Genomic DNA, 19,134 nt, shown 5'->3' with positions numbered 1-19,134 from the left:
TTCTGAAGCCGAAAAGTACAATTTTTTATTCAAAAAATATACTAGACTGCTTTGCTTTTAGAATGAAAAATGAAGACTGTAATACTTACCATATTACTTAGTTTACAATTAATCTTCTTCTAAAAATTTTTCTTGCTTCAATTCTTTTAATCTCTTTTCCGCATATTTTACAAAGTAACTTGTTTTATGCTTAGCGATAAACTGTTCATACAGCTTAATTTTACTATCTAAATCTGCATAAAACTCGTCTTTTGTTCTCAGTAAAAAGAATTCTGACATTAAGTTATTTGGATCTTCTTTTAAAGATTTCTGAAACGTCTTAATTGCTTTTTCATACTTTTTCTGCCGATTTAAAACCGTCCCTAGGTTTTGATACTCGTCTGAAAGTGACTGATCTTTAATTTTTAAAGCCCTTGAGATATATTCTTCAGCTTTTTCAAAATCGCTAAGACGTTCATAATATGCTCCAATTACCAACATGCTATTGGCATCATTAGGATTGTATTTTAAAGCTTGCTTTCTATGGTAAATTGCATCTTCGTAATCTGAATTCTGCGCATAACTTAAGCTTAATTTTTCATGGATAAATTCTGATTTTTCCCCTAATTCTAAAAGCTTTTTAAACCAAACCACTGCATGTGTGTAATATTCTTGATAATAATAGGTTTGCGCTTTTAAGCTTATAAGCTCCACATTATTTTCATAACTTTCTAAACCTTTATCTATAAAACCATGCGCATCTATAAAACTGCGTTTCATTAAATGATATTTCGCAATTTTGAAAATGGCTTTTTGATGTGTGTCATCTAGCTTAAATGTTTTATTGAATTGCAATAACGCTGTAGTGTCTTTTTGCTTTTCCAAAACCACTCCTAATTCGTAGTAGTAATTTGGGTTTAAGCTATCTGATACAATCAGGTTAGTAAATAACCGATTAGCCTCATTATAATTTTTTGTTTTAGTTAGAAGTTTAGCAAATTCGTATTGTAACAATAAATTATCGGTATTGGCTTTTATTGCTTTTTCATAATTAACAAGAGCTTCACCATAGTTACCAATAGCGATATTAGCCTTCGCAATATCATCGTAAACATCATCTAAATTTTTAAGTGATTTGTAGGTCTCAATAGCTTTAGAAAAATTGCCATTAGCATAAAAATCATCTGCTTTTTCTTTGAGATTTTGTGCATTCACATTCAATGTAAAAACAAAACATAAGAACCAAAAAAATAATTTCATAAGCAATAATTAGTCTTTTTTAGAACTATGAACTTGAAAAACTATTGGCAGAGAATAAGGTACATCTACAACTATTCCATCCTCTTTTCCTGGTGTAAATTGAGGCAATAATTTTATAATTCTAATGGCTTCCTCTTCTAGTTTTGGATGCGGTGCTCTTGCGTTAATCTTTGTTATATCACCTTGTTTATCTATAGTAAATTGCACATGGATGCGTATTTGTTCTTCTGGTAAACCTAAAGAACTTGCTAAATCGGTATTAAAGCTTTTGGCGACATGCTTATTAATTGCAGAAATTGTACACTTTTTTTGATCAGACTTATTTGAAATCCCTTTACAATCTTGATGAACTGGAACCTCTTCAACAATACTAAATGGAATTTTGCCTTCTTTTTTATTTACCTCTAGAATTTCAATCTGATGATTTAATTCAGTTACTAAGGCATTGTTTTTATTAGAATTCTTTAAAATACGATCTCTTTGCGCAACGAGCTCATCATACGATTTAGTGACCTGTTTTTTATTACCATCTCCTTTAACCTCAAAAACAATTGGAATAGAAAAAGGGACTACAACTACTTCACCTTTTTGTTTCCCAGGAATAAATTTCGGTAATGTTGCAACTACACGCTTTGCTTCTGCTTCTAACGCTACACTTGGACCTCTGGCTTTAATATCCTTAATAATACCATCCTTACCAATTCTAAATTGCACAAAAATTCGTTTTTTCCCAGGACTTAAACTATCTGCAACGCTAGTGTTAAAATTTTTAGCGATGTGTTTATTGACAAACATATTCATGCAATCTTTTCGCTCTTTATTAGATTCTAAATCTTTACACTCAAGAGTTGTTGGAGTTTCATCTACAACAGAGAAAGGAACTTCAACAGGTTCTATCTCTTCTTTAATAATTTCGACACCATCATTAGAAACATATGAGTCTAATACTAATGTAGACTTACCGTCTGTTATTACGAGTTTATTAAAATAATCATCGCTTTCTAATTGTTTCAATAAACCATTGTAACGCTTAGTTTCTTCTTCTGTTTTGTTTGCTACATCTTCTACAAAAAGTTTTAAAACACGATCTTGTGTACTTAATTCCCAATGCTCTTTAGCTTCTTTTGTTTTTTTGTAAGCTCTATAGTCTTGATAATTTTGATACTTTCTTTCTTTCAAAAATTCAGAAAAATTAATATCATTTTGTGTTAAAGTTCCTTCTTCTGATTTATTCGCTATAGTTTCATCGGCAATAAACGTACTAAATGCTTCCGCTTTCAAAAATTCTTCTCTTGACAGAATATACTTTTCTCGACTTTCTTTATTAAATCCTGCATAATCTGAGATTTCAGAGAAAGTAGCTCCATTTTTTTTCATGGTAACTATTTCTTCATAGTACTTTTTTATTAACTGCTCTTCAGTCAATTCTTGGTCAACTACTTTCTCTTGCGTTTCAACTTTTTGTTGTGCTCGTACTTCTGTAGACGTATAAATTAACATCCCAAAAACCATAGGAATTAACAAGGCGTATTTTATGAGATGAAGCTGTTTTGACTTCCTTTTTTGTAACATAGCGATTCTTTTTTTGATTAATGATTTGTTGAAAAATGTATTGGTAAATGAGACATTGTTCACATCTAAAACTTGGTTGAGTAAACTTGTATAATATTCCGCTTTTCCGCTTTGCTTTACAGCCTTGGCATCTGCTATATATTCGTGTAATTCTTTTATTCTATTTTGATAAACATATACTAATGGACTAAACCAAAATACAATTCTCAGTAACTCAAAAAATAATAAGTCTACAGTATGGTATTCTTTAATATGAATTAATTCGTGCTTATAAATGGTTGGTTTTTCTGACTCTGAAATATGTTCCCCTAAAAATATGGTATTAAAAAACGAAAATGCTGCACTACTTTTTATGAGCTTAACAATAAGGATATTGCCTTGCCAACGCTTTGGATTTTTATGTTTTAGCCAGTATAATTTTGCGATTTTAACTAGAAAAATGAATGACGCAATCACAATACCACAAACTCCTATTATTTGCCATATAGGAGTTTGTGGTTGCTCTAAAACAATACCTGCTTGCTCTGCAACTTGAATATCGTAAACCGTAGGAGTTTTTACTCCAATAAACACTTCTGGCAAGTGAATTACGAAATCTTTAGTTGCCATAGTTTTCAATTCTGGAAATTTTAGAAATGGCAACACAAATGAAAGTATGGAGGTAATAATTAAATACGCTCTATTGTAATTGAAGAACGTTTCGCGTTTTAAAAAAAGATCGTAAATCAATAAAAACAACGCTTGAAAAGCTATAATTTGAAGAATAGAATACAACATAGTTAGTGCTTTTTATTAATTTCATCTAATAAGGTTTCAATGTCTTTGACGTCCACATCATTTTTTTGAACAAAAAAGGACACCATACTTTTAAACGAGCCTTGAAAATAATTATCTACTAATTTATTGATGGACTGGTTACTATAAGATTCCTTAGCAACTATTGGAAAATACACATGTCCTTTCCCCTTTTTCTCATAGTCTACAAAACCTTTAGACTCTAAAATTCTAACAATAGTAGATACTGTATTGTAAGCAGGTTTAGGATCTGGCAACGTTTCAATAACAGCCTTTACATTCGCTTTTTTAAGTTGCCATAAGGCTTGCATAATTTCCTCTTCTGCTTTTGTTAACTGTTTCATAGAACTAATCTTTTAGTTTAACACTTTACAAATATAACTAAAAAGTTAGTTTGAACTAATCTTTTAGTTTAAAATGTAACTTTGGTCTGTTTATTGCGTCTTATTATTGAATAACAAATTATTACTATGGAAATATTTTTAGTGCTCGTTGCACTACTTCTTATGATTTTAGGCATTTTAGGTAGCTTTTTGCCTATTTTACCAGGACCACTTACAAGTTGGGCTGGTCTTTTGGTTCTGCATTTTACCAAAGGCGTAGAGTTGAGTCAGACCTTTTTAATCGTCACACTTATATTCACTATTTTTATATATGTGTTAGATTATATTATACCCGCTATTGGCACTAAGCGTTTTGGAGGCAGTAAGGCTGGTATGGTAGGTACTACACTTGGTTTAATTGTTGGAATATTCTCACCCATTCCCTTTGGGATTATTATAGGCCCATTTATTGGTGCACTGATAGGGGAAATGATTCACAGAAACGATATAGATAAAGCACTTAAAGCCGCTTTTGGGTCTTTCTTAGGCTTTATAGCTTCAACTTTTATGAAGTTTATTGTAGCTATAGTTTACTTAGGTTTTTTTATAGTAAAACTATCAGAACATAACACCAGTTGGTACTAATTAATTTCAAGTTTATATAACAGAAAAAAACCTAGCCACATTAGATGTGATTAGGTTTAATCTTCTTGCTATTAATTCAACAATTACTTAAAAAGGGATTAATTAATTCTTGCTGACGGTGTAAATATAAGTGACTCGAATAACTTTTTGCTGTGGTAAAACCGTAAATCTGCTGTGGTAAAACCGTAGTTCCCATATATAACAAGGGACACAAGCGCTTTTAAAACTGAAAAAATGTACTATTTATTCGATATTTTTTATAAATAGCCTTTTTCTCGCGCTTCTTTTAGCAATGTTTCGTCTTTTCCATCTTCAACAGAGAACAATAACTTGAGTTGTTTTTTTCGTTTTTCAATGGCACTTGTAGAAATATCTACGTACTCATTTAGACTTTTTGTTTTGATCCCTTGAGATAATAAGTGTAAAATTTTTCGATTTATATCATCAACATAAATATCACTCGAAATGGTTTTCTTCAAGTAATTATTTACAGTACTACTATAATAAGGTGGTGATTTTAAAATTTGCTGAAAACCATCTGCTAATTCCATAGATGTTAAATCACTTTTAATAAGAAAACCATCCGGATTTATTTCTTTTATAATATTATGAATTCTATAGGTTTCATTAAACATGGTAAGAATCACTATTTTAGCTCTAGGCATTATTTTTTTTGCTAACAAAGCCAAATCTTCACCAGAAGCATACTTTCCATCTTCTGAAGCAGGCAAACTAATATCAAAAAAACAAACATGATAAGGATATTTTTTTGACGCACGCTCTATCATAATAGCAGCTTCGTCACAATTGTGAGCTGTGTCTATATGTAAAGTTTGATCCTCTTTCTTTGTAGCCATTAATACATTTTGATAGCCCTCTATAATAATTGGGTGATCGTCTACCATTAAAATGTTAATGTGATTCATGTGGTTTGGTTTAAATAGGGAATTTGAACGTTAACTGTTGTGCCATCTCCAGATTGAGATGTAAAGGTGATAATTCCTTTAATATCTTCAACACGAGATTTCATGTTTTTTAATCCAATACCTTTTTTACTTTTAGAAGTATCAAAGCCATCTCCATCGTCAACAATCTGCAAGCAAATTAAGTCTTTTTTTAATGAAACACTAATTTTAATTGATTTAGCATTGGCATGTTTATAGATATTTTGCATCGACTCTTGGATGATTCTATAAATATTAATTTTAATTTTATTGGACACTAAATCCCAACTGATATCATCTGTGTAAATAAATTCATGTTCTAAACTGTAGGCGACAGATTGAGTTTTAATAAGTTCCGCCACAATATCCATAAAACTAGAACCAGCCACAAAATCGGTATTTAAATCATGAGATATTTTACGGATATCTTGTTCAATGGATTGAAGTTGACTAATATATTTGGCTCTGGTCATCATCGCCTCTTTTCCTTCATTAAAATTAATACTATCTAAACTTAAACGCACACCAAACAGTCCACCCAAAACACCATCGTGCAATTCTTTAGATACTCTCATTTTTTCTTTTGCTCTTGCCTCTTCTACTTTATCCTGTTGCCCAAGCATAAGATTATAAATATCTTCGTTTGCCTTTTGTTGTACCTGAATTAATTTTAATTTTCTGTTTTTTGCACGCTGTGAAATAACCACATAAACCAATATTGCAGTTAAAAGAAGACCAATAGATAAAATTAATAAGTATAAATTTTCTTTTGAAATCTGTTTGTTTTTTGCCTCAATTTGGTCTGTTCCATATTTGATTCTTGCAATTCTATTTCTAACTGATTTTTGAACTTTTTCTAGACTATCACCAAGTCTAATATGTTCAACTAATAATTCTTTTCCCTCATCTCCCTCAACAACTGCTGCAAGTAGAAAAAGTGCTTTTTGCTTCGCTTCGTTTGATGAAAACGCAGTAGCCAAATCATATGCTTGCTTAGCATATTTCTTAACCGAATCCGTCTTATGCTCTTTTAAATATAAATTAGATAAATCTAAAATAGCATTTAGCTTTCCATTATCATCATCCTCTTTATAAGCTATTGCTATTGCGTCTTTCAATTCTGCCTCAACCTCACTAAAGACATAATTTCCAGAGGTCATTTTGGTCAATGCTATATTATTAATTAACGAACCATAAAAAGAAGGATCTATAGTTTCATACTTCTTTCTTTGAGATATAAGGCCTTCATAGAGATCTATAGCAAGTTTATACTGCCCAAGCTCTCTATACACATTAGCTTTGTTATTTATTGAAAATATTTCATTGACATATCCATTTTGCATGCGTTTTGCATAAGCTATGGATTCGTCATAATATTCAATGGCTTTATCATAATTTCCAATATCTTTTGATATGATAGCAAGCAAATTATAAATCCCCCAATACATATCTAAGTTTTCTTCATTTTGAGGAAGTTGATCTAACACTCTTAATGCATTAACCGCATCTACTTCTGCACTTGTATATATTTTACCCACATGTTCTACATCAGCAACCATATAATAAGATTGTGCTTTAATGTAAGACGCCTTATGATTAGATAAATATTTTACTGAATTTGAAAAGAAATAAAACGCACTATCGTTTTTTTGATACAACCTGTAATAAGACCCTAAATTTGAAGAAGCCACTGCCACTGCAAAGGAGTCCTTCAGCTTATATGCAAGGTTAAGATTTGTATAATTTTGCGGAATATATTCTTCAATTTGGTCGTTATACAAATACATTAATGCTAAGTTTCGACCAGACTTTAAAGTTAAAGAATCAATACCCAAAGATTTCGCAATATCCTGAGCTTGTAAAGCATAGTTTAAAGATTCTTCATTAGAGATAGCACCATCTTGAGATAACTCAATGAGGCTATCAATAGCTCGTGCATCTCTATTCTGCTGACTATTACCAACATTAATACAGAAAACTAAACCCAATAAGAAAAAACGAAACGTGTTCAAATTATAGCAACTTTACAACCAAAAATAGTCTAAAATTCAAAACTACTGTGAATTTAAAATAGAAAAAGCCTTTGCAGATTTGCAAAGGCTAATTTTATATTTAAAAGATTTAGTCTTAAATCTTATCCATGACCAATCAATTTTAATTTTTTCTTGTCAACAGCAAGTAAATCGTTAGGACTATATTCTTTAACTGTAGGTTCGTTCTGATTAATACCTTCATCTGATTTTACACCAGAAACAGTTAATAATAAAACAGCGGCTAAAGCTAAGGTAATTTTTAGGGTTTTCATAAGTATTTAATTTAGGGTTAAAATTAGTTAAACATCAAAAGCGAGTAGCGCAAAGCGTTACACACAGAGGGAAGGGAATGGATTATTAACTATTTTAGGTGATACCTAAAATTATACTAAAATAAAAACGAGGGACGTTTTTCTAGACAAGCAATATGTCTAATAGTAAAATGGACTAAAAATTTCCTTTTTTAAGCGACTTATTCACTTAATAAGAATGACAAATATAAGCGTATTTTTATAAATTCCTAACAAATCATCGATTAAGCGCCTATATTATCCGACCAAAAACGAAATTTGTGTTCATAACTTGTTGATAACTTAAGGGTTAAGTGAAACAATATTCTAAAATTAATTTTGAAAAAAAGACAACAGATTCATCAAAATAAAAAAAGGGTTGCAATCTCTTGCAACCCGATTTAAAATTATTGATTAATAGCAATTATAAGACACCTCTGTTTCGTATAAGTCACCTTGAAAATCACAAATTAATGACTTTATAGAACCACTTAAAGTTAAAGTTTCTGTATTTCAGCACCTTAATAAAGTTATTTATTTTTAATAATTATGAAAGCAACTCTTCAATGGTATTATTCCCCTACTCAAAACCTCCTTAAAACAAAAAAAAGCATCCCAATCTTCTTAATTAGAAAGAGGAACACTTTTCAATTAAATATTTAATGAGGGCTAAAGATCTAAAAGCGTAAAACTCCAATTTCCTCTTATATATTGACCATTATTGCCTCTTATGATACCAACATGAAATCCATTTTTAGATCTATATAAATATCCTATAGCTGTAAACCAATGATCTTGATCTCCATCATCAACTAACTCTTGTGTGAGCTGTATAATATAATTATCGTGATAAATTAAACCGTGAGGTAAATTCACTTTGTACATTTCACCTGCATAAGCACCTCTAGTATCAATAGTTATTCCTGGTGTTGAGTTAAAAATTGTTCCGTCAGATTTTACATTACCTACTGCAATTATTCGTGCCATGATATTTTATCTTAAAGTTAATATGAATTAAAAGTACAATCTAAGTATCAAAATAGATATACGTAGAACTACGTATTTTTAGTGAAATTTCATTCATTTTAAATACAATAACCTTAAAACTTATTGACCTAAAACAAAAAAGCATCCCAATCTTCTTATTCAGAAAAAAGGAAAGCTTCTCATTGGAATACCAAATTACTTTGGTAAACTACTTCCAAGATCTCTCTTGGAACAACACAACATCTTTTAATTGCTAAAAAAAAGCCTCAATTTCTTGAAGCTTCTTTTTGCAATTTTAGCGGTCTGGACGGGACTCGAACCCGCGACCTTCGCCGTGACAGGGCGACATTCTAACCAACTGAACTACCAGACCGTTGCTTAATTGCGAGGGCAAATATACACTGCATTTTTAATTTGACAAACAAAAAACTAAAAAAATAAAAAATATTCTAAATAAATTTTTGTCGCTCTATCATATAGGTCGTTAATATACTATCAAATCCGGCGTTAATATCAGCTTCAACATACTTAATTCTATATTGCCCACATTTTATTTTTAAGTCGGTAAAGTATTCTTTTACAGCTTTTTCGTAAGTCTCTTTTATGGTATCTGCATACAAATTAATGTGATCACCAGTCTCAATATCGATAAATCGTTTGGGTCTATTATCAAAATCAAAAGCCAGTTCTTTTTCTTTATCAAAAACATGAAATAAGACCACTTCATGCTTATTATGCTTTAAATGTCGCAAGGCTTCAAACAGTTTTTCGTCATCTTCCGACGTTTGAAACATGTCTGTAAACACAAAAATCAGCGATCTGCGATGAATCTTTTCTGCAATCTGATGCAAATATCTATATGTTTCCGTGGTTTTTGTTTCTGGTTTAGAAACCACTGCTTCACTTAATTTGTGTAATAACATCTGGTGATGACGTTCACTCCCTTTCTCTGGTGAATAGAAATCATAGTTATCACTATAAATACTTAATCCTACAGCATCACGTTGCTTTTTAAGAATATGCATTAAAGACGCACTTGCTAAAGCCGAAAATGCAATTTTATTTAAATGCTCTATAGATGTCCCTGCCGTTTCAGGGTAATGCATAGAACTACTATTATCTAATATAATATGACAACGCAAATTGGTTTCCTCGTCATAACGCTTAGTATACAAACGATCTGTTTTAGCGTACAACTTCCAATCTATGTGTTTAGTACTTTCACCTGGATTATAAATTTTATGCTCAGCAAACTCCGCTGAAAACCCATGAAATGGACTTTTATGCATACCAGCAATGAAACCCTCAACGACCTGCTTCGCTAATAATTCTAGGTTTTTAAAACCGCCTGTTTTATTGAGTTCTTGTTGTAAATCCATAATACTTTCCTAACTCCCTTTAATTCGGTTGCGTTTAGCAAAAAATAAAAGGAACTGTTACTTGTCCAAACTAAAAAAGGTTCACCATATAGGCAAACCTTTTATCATTTCTTTTAGAAACTTATTTTATCGTCAGACTACAAAAGTGCGTCAATAGCGTCCGAATATGCATTTTTAGGTGCAACTCCAACTTGGCGACCAACAACTTCTCCGTCTTTAAAAATCAAAACCGTAGGTATGTTTCTTACACCATATTTAGCAGCAAATTCTTGGTTTGCATCAACATCAACCTTACCAACCACAGCTTTACCATCGTATTCTGTACTGATTTCGTCAATGATTGGTCCAACCATACGACAAGGTCCACACCATGCAGCCCAAAAATCAACCATTACTGGCTTGTCACTCTTTAATACTGTTTCGTCAAAATTTGCATCTGTTATTTCTAATGCCATAATATTTATTTTTTTTGTGTTGTACTTCGTTTTTCAACTACCACTCTACTGGTAGAATTACAAAATTAGTCAAAATATTCCGCAAACCTTACAAAGCCTTTATTTGTTTTGATTATAGCGATATAGAAGCCTTAGATGTATAAATATTTTGGCGCAACCCAAAGGGTCAGGCTGTTCGTTATATCTTTTTTTTGCCATATGCGGCAACAAAAAAAAGGATGCCACTGCCATCCTTTGCGCAACTTCAGAATAATTATGCAACTTTTTAGCTGCATATTAAATTTGTTTCTGTAATTTAGCAACCATAAAGTTGCATATTAATCAAAACGAACATTATGAGCACAACAATCACAAAAGAAAAGGTATTCAATCATCCAATAGATCAAATCTGGAATGCCATTACAAAAGCCGAAGAAATCTCAACATGGTTTATCCAAGCCGATTTTAAAGCCGAAAAAGGATACAACTACACTTTTTCATCAGAGCCAAACGAAAAAGGCTGCACAACCATAAGTGGAACCGTAAAAGAAGCTAATCCTTATACATTAATTTATACTTGGATTGTTGCGGATACCAATGTAGAGACAACCGTAACATGGAAATTAGAAGCCATAGGCAATACCACAAAGCTGTATTTAGAACATTCTGGTATTGAAAATTATACTGGTGACACAGCCATTGCCATGTTCGAAAGTTTCAATGGAGGTTGGGATAATTGTATTGATGGCTTAACAGCTTATTTAAAATAAAACTAACATGCAAGATAATATTACCAAGCTTTTTAAAGCTATTGCAGATCCTACAAGGCGTGATATTTTTCACGCCTTAGTAATTGCAACCTCAGCATTGTCTATTACTCAAATTTCAAATCAGTTTGAAATGAGCAGACAAGGCGTCACCAAACACATTAAAATATTAAATGATACTGGACTTGTACAAATGGAAGAACAAGGTAGAAATCGTTTCTGTTTTGCAGACCCAAAACCTTTAAAAGAAGTGAATAAATGGATGCAATTTTATGCTCAGTTTTGGGATGATTCTTTAGGTAATTTGGAAAGTTATTTGGACGAAAAGAAAGTTTAACTCAAATAATTTTAGAATTGATTTTTAAACGTTTCATGTCTAATTCGCTCCATAATTTAGTCACTAAATTAATAAAGAAAACTTAAAGCCTGTTATAACACTCAGAATTAGAATAACATTAAATTTTAGATTTTATCCTACTCAAAGTTTCTTGTGATATATTAATATAGGAAGCCACTATTTTGTTGGGTAGACGTTTAACAATGTTGGGACTGATTTTAAATAATTGTTTATAGCGTTCTGATGCATCTAAAGCTGTAAATGACAGTAACCTTTTTGAATTATTTACATATGCTTTTTCTAAATAGATACTATAAAAATCTTTCCATTTAGGAACAATGGTCATGAGATGTCTAAAATCATGGTGTGAGATATACAAGAGCTCACTATTTTCAATAACCTGAATTGTTTCTTGTGCTGGTTCATTGGTTATAAAACTAACCAATTCTGTTGCAAATTGATTTTCAAATGCAATATAACGTGTAATGTCTTTGCCGTGCTCATCTATGTAAAACAGCCTTAAACACCCTTTTTTAACGAAATAACTCACCTGACTATTTTTTCCATTTGAAAGTAAAATTTCATTTTTACTTTTCTTTATGGTTTTAAAATAAGACAACACCATTTTTAAATCGGCATCTTCAATATCAATATTCTTTTTTATGAAATTAGTAAGTTCAATATAATTTGTCATTTAGTTATAATCTCTTACAAATTTACGATAATGAATAATATCCTGAATTGATAAGACCATCAAATTGTGCTCAAATGCAAACTCTGTAATCGTGTCCATTTTTGCCATTGTACCGTCGTCGTTCATTAATTCGCAGAGTACGGCCTCTGGTTTTAAACCTGCTAATTTCATTAAATCTACACTACCTTCTGTATGACCACCTCTTTCAAGAACACCATTATTATTAGCTCTTAACGGAAATATATGACCAGGTTTTGCTAAATCCTTACTCATAGCATTATCAAGAGAAGCCACTTTGATTGTTCTTAATCTATCTTTAGCCGAAACTCCTGTTGTCACTCCTTCTTTTGCTTCAATAGAAATTGTGAAAGGGGTTTGAAAACTACTGGTGTTTTCCTTTACCATATAGGGTAATTGTAAGGCATCTGCTTTTTCATTGGTTAGACATAAACAAACAATACCACTACATTTCCTAATCATAAATGCCATTTGTTCAGTTGTCATATGGTGCGCAGAGAATATTAAATCACCTTCATTTTCTCTGTTTTCATCATCCATTAAAATAATACCATTACCATTTCTAAGATGTTCTAATGCTTTTTCTATTCGTTCTTGAGCGTCGTTACCAAATATTTTTAATGTATCTAATTCTGTAAGTACCATTTTAAAGTATATTATTTTAGGAACAAAACTAGTGTGGTCTTAAATCAAACTATTTGATGTATGTCAATAAATTGAATTTTTAAAATAATCTATTAGTTAGATTTTACAGAAGGAATGAAGGATAAAATATTACGCAGAACCCTAGCTAAGCGGACATGTGTAGTAATGTTAGTAAGCTGGCATTGACCAAGCAATTACTTATACTCGGTGTTGTAAGCCGTTTTTTTCAGATTTAATTTCTCGTATTAAAGTCAGTTTACTCACTAAATAATTTTCTATAATTTAAAATTAATTTTGATTGGATACTTTTTTCCATATACTTCTCCAAATCCAATTATTCTAATCCATCCATCTTTTATAAATACTTGAGCCTCAACAGAGCCGTGTTCTCCAAAATAAAGTCCAACTTCAGAATCCAAATGATTGTTTTCCGTAATTTTGGTTTCCATATTTTTTTCAAGTGTCAAATTCCGAATTTATAGTTCAGGCGGATAAATAAAATGCTTAAATTCCAAATCATCTTTTTCATCAAGTTTTTCAAATATTTCCATATTCCCAACGAAAGTAAAATCAGTTACCTTGTTATTTTCATACTTGACTATACACTTTGATTTATTGAAGAAGAAATTACACTCTCCTATTATAAATATTTCTTCCGTTTTAAATTCATTTTCAATTTTTGGTTTGTTTTCTTCTTTTGATTGCCCAAAACCTAATAAATTCATTATTGATAGAAGCATAAATATTCGGTATTTCATAGTGGTTTAGAACTGTTTTGCGTATGGTTAGTTACGTGTTTTAAGTACCTAATTAGTAAATACTAACCGAATAGAAAATCCACAAGGATTTCTGTAAGTAGGCTAGAACCAACAATAAACTATATACAGTGTTAGCCATCTGGCTTTTTTCCGTTCTAAAATTCCAAATGATTTTCTCCTCCAATTTTATGGTTCATTTTTTGTCCCATTCCACCAGTTACATATCCAGCTACAATTTCGTTCTTTTTTTCTCCGTTTTCTTGATAGTCAACATTAATTGAACAATCACCTGTAATTCCGACCCAAACAGTTTTACTTTCGATCGGTTCGAGTTCTGCAATATATTCAGTTTCGCAACCAATAATATTTATTTCAGTCAGCTTATTTTCAGTTGTATTCGTAAATGTTATTCGCATATTCCCAATTAACAACATTGCGAACCAAACATAAATAAATAGAATCGGAATGTTTAAAAGCATTAATCCGCTTGTTTTTAGTAGTTTTTTTTGATTTTCAGAGTCGCTATTTGCTTTTGTCAGCATTAAAATCAGAATGATTATATTAAAAATTCCTGCAACAATTATAAATCCATAACCGACAAAAAGTAATTGCCGATTAGATGTCAAAAAATATATTCCAAAAATAGCAGTTCCGATAATGAATGAAATCAGAGCTGTCTTTTTTCCTAATGCTATTTGTTTCTCGGTTGTCATTTTTCAGCTTGTGGCTAACTCATAAATATATGCATGTTATGCCTTAAATATTTAATTCAATTTATACATTACATCATTTTCTTTCAAACTATGTAAAAGTTCTTGAGAAATCTTAATTTTATTTTTTCGGCTTGGCATCTGTACTTTTATCTTTTCAGCATTATCATACACTACAAAATTTAAGGTTTGATTGCCTTCGTGAAATTTTATCAAGTCATACAATACAGAAATCTTATCTTTTTCTAAATCTTTAATGTTTAATTGAATAGATAATTTTTTAGCATAAGTATCCATAACATCATGCAACAACTGAAAACTATTAAACTGAATCCTTGGATCCCCTTTTTTACCTGTATCTCTGTTTACCCAACCTTCACGCACAAAAGCTCTGACATACACGAAAGAATTAATAACAAAGAAGTGTCTAAATTTTAAATAATCTTCTCCAAAAATTCGGAATTCAAAACTATCAGTATAATCTTCAATAGTGAAAATAGCCCAACCTTTACCCTGTTTACTTACACGATGTTGCACATCGGTGACAACACCTCCAAAAGTGACTTCCTTATTTACAATGGCTTCCAAATCATTAAAATGAGCTACCACTCCGTTACAGAAGGTTTTCATTTCAATATTAAAATCATCTAGTGGATGACCAGAAATGTAAATCCCAACCACTTCGCGTTCTCGTGATAATTTCTCCATCGTTCCCCAATCTTCACAAGGAGGCACAACAGGTTCTGCAATCTGAACATCACTTGCCGCACCAAATAAACTGACTTGTGCGGAATTTTCATTCTCCTGATGCTTGGCTCCATACTTAACTGCTTTTTCCAAGAAGCTGATACCATCACCTTCGTCTGCAAAATATTGCGCTCTGTGCGTATCTGCCCAACAATCAAAACCGCCTGCATTAGCTAAACCTTCAAAGGCTCTTTTATTGGCAGCACGCAAATCTATACGTTTGGCAAAATCGAAGATAGATTTATAGTGTCCTCCTTCTTTTCTGTTGTCTACAATAGTCTCAACTGCTCCATGACCAACCCCTTTTATAGCTCCCATTCCAAAACGAACGGCATTATCTTTATTTACTGAAAATTTGTAAAAACTCTCATTAACATCTGGTCCTAAAACTGGTAATCGCATCCGCTTACACTCTTCCATAAAGAAGGTTACGGATTTTATATCGTTCATATTATTAGACAGAACCGCAGCCATATATTCTGCTGGGTAATGTGCTTTTAAATACGCCGTTTGGTAAGCAATCCAAGCGTAACATGTAGAGTGCGACTTGTTAAAGGCGTAACTTGCAAAGGCTTCCCAATCCTTCCAAATCTTCTCTAGTTTTGTTTTGTCTAGTCCTTTGGCTCCAGCTTGCTCAATAAATTTTGGTTTCATTTTATCCAAAACCGCAATCTGCTTTTTACCCATCGCTTTCCTCAAAACATCGGCTTCACCTTTGGTAAAATCGGCCAACTTTTGAGACAGAAGCATTACTTGCTCTTGGTAAACTGTAATTCCGTAGGTTTCTTTAAGGTACTCTTCCATTTCTGGTAAATCGTATACAATCTCTTCATCACCATGTTTACGCGCAATGAAACTTGGAATATACTCCATTGGACCAGGACGATACAAGGCGTTCATGGCAATTAAATCATCAAAAACCGTAGGTTTAAGATTCTTCATGTGTTTTTGCATTCCAGGTGATTCATACTGAAATACACCAACCGTTTCACCACGTTGGAACAACTCGTAAGTTTTAACATCATCCAAAGGAAAATTCTCTGGATCGAGCAAAATATCGTGCTTGGCTTTTACAATTTTTACCGTGTCTTTAATTAAAGTCAAGGTTTTTAATCCCAAGAAATCCATCTTCAACAAACCTGCATCCTCAACAACAGAGTTATCAAATTGGGTGACATATAAATCAGAATCCTTAGCTAATGCTACTGGCACATAATTGGTAATATCACCTGGTGTAATAATTACACCACAAGCATGAATACCAGTATTTCGTACCGAACCTTCTAAGATTCTGGCTTGGTTGATGGTTTCGGCTTGTAAATCGTCACCATCAGAAATATTAAGGAGTTCATTAATTTTTTCTAAATCTTCAGCCCTAAATTTACTTGCTAATTCCTTTTCCGAAAGTCCAAAAATCTTTCCAAGTTTAGACATCAACGGAATTAACTTCGCAATATGATCGGCTTCATTTAAAGGTAAATCTAAAACTCTGGCTGTATCTCTAATTGAAGATTTTGCAGCCATGGTACCGTAAGTAATAATCTGTGCTACTTGATTGGCACCATATTTATCAATTACATATTGCATCACGCGACCTCGACCTTCATCATCAAAATCGATATCAATATCTGGCATACTTACACGATCTGGATTTAAGAAACGCTCAAAAAGTAAGTCGTACTTAATGGGATCAATATTGGTAATCCATAAACAATAGGCAACCACTGAACCTGCCGCAGATCCACGACCAGGACCAACGGAAACATCCATTTTTCTGGCTTCGCGAATAAAATCTTCTACAATTAAGAAGTAACCAGGATATCCTGTTTTTTCAATAACGCTTAGCTCAAAATCGAGACGCTCTTCGATTTCTGGTGTAATATCACCATAACGGATTTTGGCACCTTTATAAGTTAAATGACGTAAAAATGCATTTTCACCGCGTTTACCATTATCTGCTAAATCTTCTTCGAATTTAAATTCTTCAGGAATATCGAAAGCCGGTAATAATACATCTCGAGCCAATTGATACGGCTCAATCTTATCTACTACTTCTTGAATATTCACAATCGCTTCTGGCACATCTCTAAAGAGTGCTTTCATTTCTTCTGAAGACTTAAAGTAATATTCTTGATTTGGTAAACCGTAACGATAACCACGACCACGACCAATAGGTGTGGCTTGCTTTTCACCGTCTTTTACACACAGCAAAATATCGTGTGCATTGGCATTTTCTTGATCTACATAATACGTGTTGTTTGTTGCGACTAATTTAACATCATGCTTTTTTGCCAATTGAATTAATACCGGATTCACACGATTTTCGTCTTCTTGATTGTGACGCATTATTTCAACATACAAATCATCTTGAAACGTTTCTTTCCACCACAATAAGGCTTCTTCTGCCTGATTTTCACCTACATTTAAAACCTTACTTGGTACTTCACCATAAAGATTTCCTGTTAAACAAATTAAGTCTTCTTTGTACTGTTCAATCAGTTTTTTATCAATTCTTGGTACATAATAAAAACCATCTGTAAAGGCTGCAGATGATAGTTTCGCCAAATTGTGATAGCCTTTTTTATTCTTAGCCATCAATACAATTTGGTACCCATTATCTTTTCTGGTTTTGTCTGCATGATTTTCGCATACAAAAAACTCACAACCAATAATTGGTTTTATAATTTTTCCTTTTTTTTCTAATCCGGCTTCTTCTGCTTGTTTATGTTGTGCTTTTACACCTTTGTTATGATTGTTAACCGCAGTCACAAAGTGAAAGGCTCCCATCATATTTCCGTGATCCGTCATCGCAACTGCTGGCATGTTTTCTCTAGCGGCTGCAGCCACCAAATCTTTAACACTAATCGTCGATTGAAGAATGGAATACTGGGAATGGTTATGTAAATGTGCAAAATCAACATCCTTAACTTGTGATGCTGCTTCTTTATCAATGGTAGTAGTAACCGCTTGTTCTTTTTGAAGGCGTGCATTAATCTTAGCACTTTCCTTCTTAAGATTGATATGTTTTAAACCAATAAGTTGAATTTCGGCAGGATTTTCTTGCGTGAAATTCTCAAAATATTCTGGCTCTACATCTAATTGTTCTTTGGTGTATTGTTTGCGTCTTATTAATTCTAAAAAACAACGTGTGGTTGCTTCAACATCGGCTGTGGCGTTATGTGCCTCAGAAAATGGTTTGTTAAATAAGTACTCGTGTAACTCTGTTAAAGTTGGTAATTTAAACTTTCCGTAACGTCCACCTGGCAACTGACATAAGCTTGCTGTGTGTTCTGTACAAGTGTCTAAAACTGGTAATTCCTGAAGTTGGTTTGTGACGTTTTCGCGTACAAACTCCGCACCCATAATATTTAAATCGAACTTTACATTCTGACCAACAACAAATTTCGTTTTAGATAAGGCAGCATTAAATTTCTCTAAAACTTCTGAAAGTGACACACCTTGTTCTTGCGCTAATTCCGTTGAAATGCCATGAATTTTTTCGGCATCATAAGGAATATTAAAGCCTTCTGGCTTTACTAAATAATCTTGATGCTCAATACAATTTCCCATACCATCATGCAATTGCCAAGCAATCTGAATACATCTTGGCCAATTATCAGTATCTGTAATTGGTGCATCCCAGCGTTTTGGTAATCCTGTGGTTTCGGTATCGAATATTAAATACATGTGTTGTTCTGTCGTTTTTCTATTAAGTAGTGAATTTTACTGCAAGGACATTAAAGCATAAAACGCTTCTAATCAGTAAAAATTACAATTCTATTCTTCAAAAAGTTAGCATATAAAATTACATAGAATT

Annotated in this window: 18 protein-coding genes and 1 tRNA gene; 3 read left to right on the top strand and 16 right to left on the bottom strand. The window is 32.3% G+C overall.

The features are described from left to right. Positions 1-108 precede the first annotated feature (108 nt). The 3 genes from DFQ10_RS02390 to DFQ10_RS02380 are packed head-to-tail and all read right to left on the bottom strand — an operon-like array spanning position 109 to position 3,950. Positions 109-1,239: a tetratricopeptide repeat protein gene (locus DFQ10_RS02390; protein ID WP_115815831.1), complete on the bottom strand. Its 1,131-nt coding sequence runs from the start codon at positions 1,237-1,239 to the stop codon at positions 109-111. A gap of 9 nt (positions 1,240-1,248) precedes the next feature. Further along, positions 1,249-3,588 carry a M56 family metallopeptidase gene (locus tag DFQ10_RS02385; protein ID WP_115815830.1) on the bottom strand — a complete coding sequence of 780 codons (2,340 nt, stop codon included), beginning with the start codon at positions 3,586-3,588 and terminating at the stop codon, positions 1,249-1,251. A 2-nt stretch (positions 3,589-3,590) separates the two neighbouring features. Beyond that, positions 3,591-3,950: a BlaI/MecI/CopY family transcriptional regulator gene (locus DFQ10_RS02380; protein ID WP_115815829.1), complete on the bottom strand. Its 360-nt coding sequence runs from the start codon at positions 3,948-3,950 to the stop codon at positions 3,591-3,593. A 126-nt stretch (positions 3,951-4,076) separates the two neighbouring features. Here DFQ10_RS02380 and DFQ10_RS02375 point away from each other — a divergent pair, with 126 nt between their 5' ends. After that, a complete protein-coding gene (locus DFQ10_RS02375; RefSeq protein WP_115815828.1) occupies positions 4,077-4,574 on the top strand; it encodes a DUF456 domain-containing protein in 498 nt (165 codons plus the stop codon). A 257-nt stretch (positions 4,575-4,831) separates the two neighbouring features. Here the strand turns inward: DFQ10_RS02375 and DFQ10_RS02370 are convergent, their stop codons facing one another. The 7 genes from DFQ10_RS02370 to trxA all read right to left on the bottom strand — a co-directional run bounded on the left by DFQ10_RS02370 (position 4,832) and on the right by trxA (position 10,662). Next, entirely contained in the window at positions 4,832-5,500 is a 669-nt protein-coding gene (locus DFQ10_RS02370) for a response regulator (protein WP_115815827.1), read from the bottom strand. Further along, entirely contained in the window at positions 5,497-7,530 is a 2,034-nt protein-coding gene (locus DFQ10_RS02365) for a tetratricopeptide repeat-containing sensor histidine kinase (protein WP_147299164.1), read from the bottom strand. The genes DFQ10_RS02370 and DFQ10_RS02365 overlap by 4 nt, the downstream gene beginning before the upstream one ends. A 122-nt stretch (positions 7,531-7,652) precedes the next feature. Further along, entirely contained in the window at positions 7,653-7,823 is a 171-nt protein-coding gene (locus tag DFQ10_RS18495; protein WP_181897559.1) for a hypothetical protein, read from the bottom strand. A gap of 687 nt (positions 7,824-8,510) precedes the next feature. Next, the gene (locus DFQ10_RS02360) at positions 8,511-8,828 is read right to left on the bottom strand and encodes a hypothetical protein (protein ID WP_115815825.1); all 318 of its coding nucleotides are present in this window, start codon (positions 8,826-8,828) and stop codon (positions 8,511-8,513) included. Between the two features lie 299 nt (positions 8,829-9,127). Further along, a tRNA-Asp gene (locus DFQ10_RS02355) sits at positions 9,128-9,201 on the bottom strand. A 76-nt stretch (positions 9,202-9,277) separates the two neighbouring features. Next, positions 9,278-10,207 carry a DUF58 domain-containing protein gene (locus tag DFQ10_RS02350; RefSeq protein ID WP_115815824.1) on the bottom strand — a complete coding sequence of 310 codons (930 nt, stop codon included), beginning with the start codon at positions 10,205-10,207 and terminating at the stop codon, positions 9,278-9,280. Between the two features lie 137 nt (positions 10,208-10,344). Further along, positions 10,345-10,662, bottom strand: a complete 318-nt coding sequence (trxA, locus tag DFQ10_RS02345) for a thioredoxin (RefSeq protein ID WP_115815823.1) — start codon at positions 10,660-10,662, stop codon at positions 10,345-10,347. A gap of 335 nt (positions 10,663-10,997) precedes the next feature. Between trxA and DFQ10_RS02340 the strand changes: the two genes are divergently transcribed. After that, positions 10,998-11,411, top strand: coding sequence for an SRPBCC family protein (locus DFQ10_RS02340; protein ID WP_115815822.1), 414 nt, complete (start codon positions 10,998-11,000; stop codon positions 11,409-11,411). Positions 11,412-11,418: 7 nt separating this feature from the next. Further along, positions 11,419-11,745, top strand: coding sequence for an ArsR/SmtB family transcription factor (locus DFQ10_RS02335; protein WP_115815821.1), 327 nt, complete (start codon positions 11,419-11,421; stop codon positions 11,743-11,745). Between the two features lie 118 nt (positions 11,746-11,863). Here DFQ10_RS02335 and DFQ10_RS02330 read toward each other — a convergent pair whose 3' ends face one another. The 6 genes from DFQ10_RS02330 to dnaE form a co-directional block, all read right to left on the bottom strand. Then, positions 11,864-12,439 carry a Crp/Fnr family transcriptional regulator gene (locus DFQ10_RS02330; protein WP_115815820.1) on the bottom strand — a complete coding sequence of 192 codons (576 nt, stop codon included), beginning with the start codon at positions 12,437-12,439 and terminating at the stop codon, positions 11,864-11,866. Next, positions 12,440-13,102, bottom strand: coding sequence for a 3,4-dihydroxy-2-butanone-4-phosphate synthase (gene ribB / locus DFQ10_RS02325; RefSeq protein ID WP_115815819.1), 663 nt, complete (start codon positions 13,100-13,102; stop codon positions 12,440-12,442). It lies immediately after the preceding gene. 275 nt (positions 13,103-13,377) lie between these two features. Continuing rightward, positions 13,378-13,551: a hypothetical protein gene (locus DFQ10_RS18490; RefSeq protein ID WP_181897558.1), complete on the bottom strand. Its 174-nt coding sequence runs from the start codon at positions 13,549-13,551 to the stop codon at positions 13,378-13,380. 27 nt (positions 13,552-13,578) lie between these two features. Continuing rightward, positions 13,579-13,860: a hypothetical protein gene (locus tag DFQ10_RS02320; protein WP_147299163.1), complete on the bottom strand. Its 282-nt coding sequence runs from the start codon at positions 13,858-13,860 to the stop codon at positions 13,579-13,581. A gap of 155 nt (positions 13,861-14,015) precedes the next feature. Beyond that, complete coding sequence (locus DFQ10_RS02315) at positions 14,016-14,573, bottom strand: hypothetical protein (RefSeq protein ID WP_115815817.1); 558 nt, start codon at positions 14,571-14,573, stop codon at positions 14,016-14,018. A gap of 51 nt (positions 14,574-14,624) precedes the next feature. Then, a complete protein-coding gene (dnaE, locus tag DFQ10_RS02310) occupies positions 14,625-19,004 on the bottom strand; it encodes a DNA polymerase III subunit alpha (protein WP_115815816.1) in 4,380 nt (1,459 codons plus the stop codon). Positions 19,005-19,134 lie beyond the last annotated feature (130 nt).

This window comes from Winogradskyella eximia (genome assembly GCF_003386165.1).
In the GTDB taxonomy this organism is placed as follows: Bacteria; Bacteroidota; Bacteroidia; order Flavobacteriales; family Flavobacteriaceae; genus Winogradskyella; species Winogradskyella eximia.
This window is presented reverse-complemented; position numbering and strand designations above follow the sequence as displayed.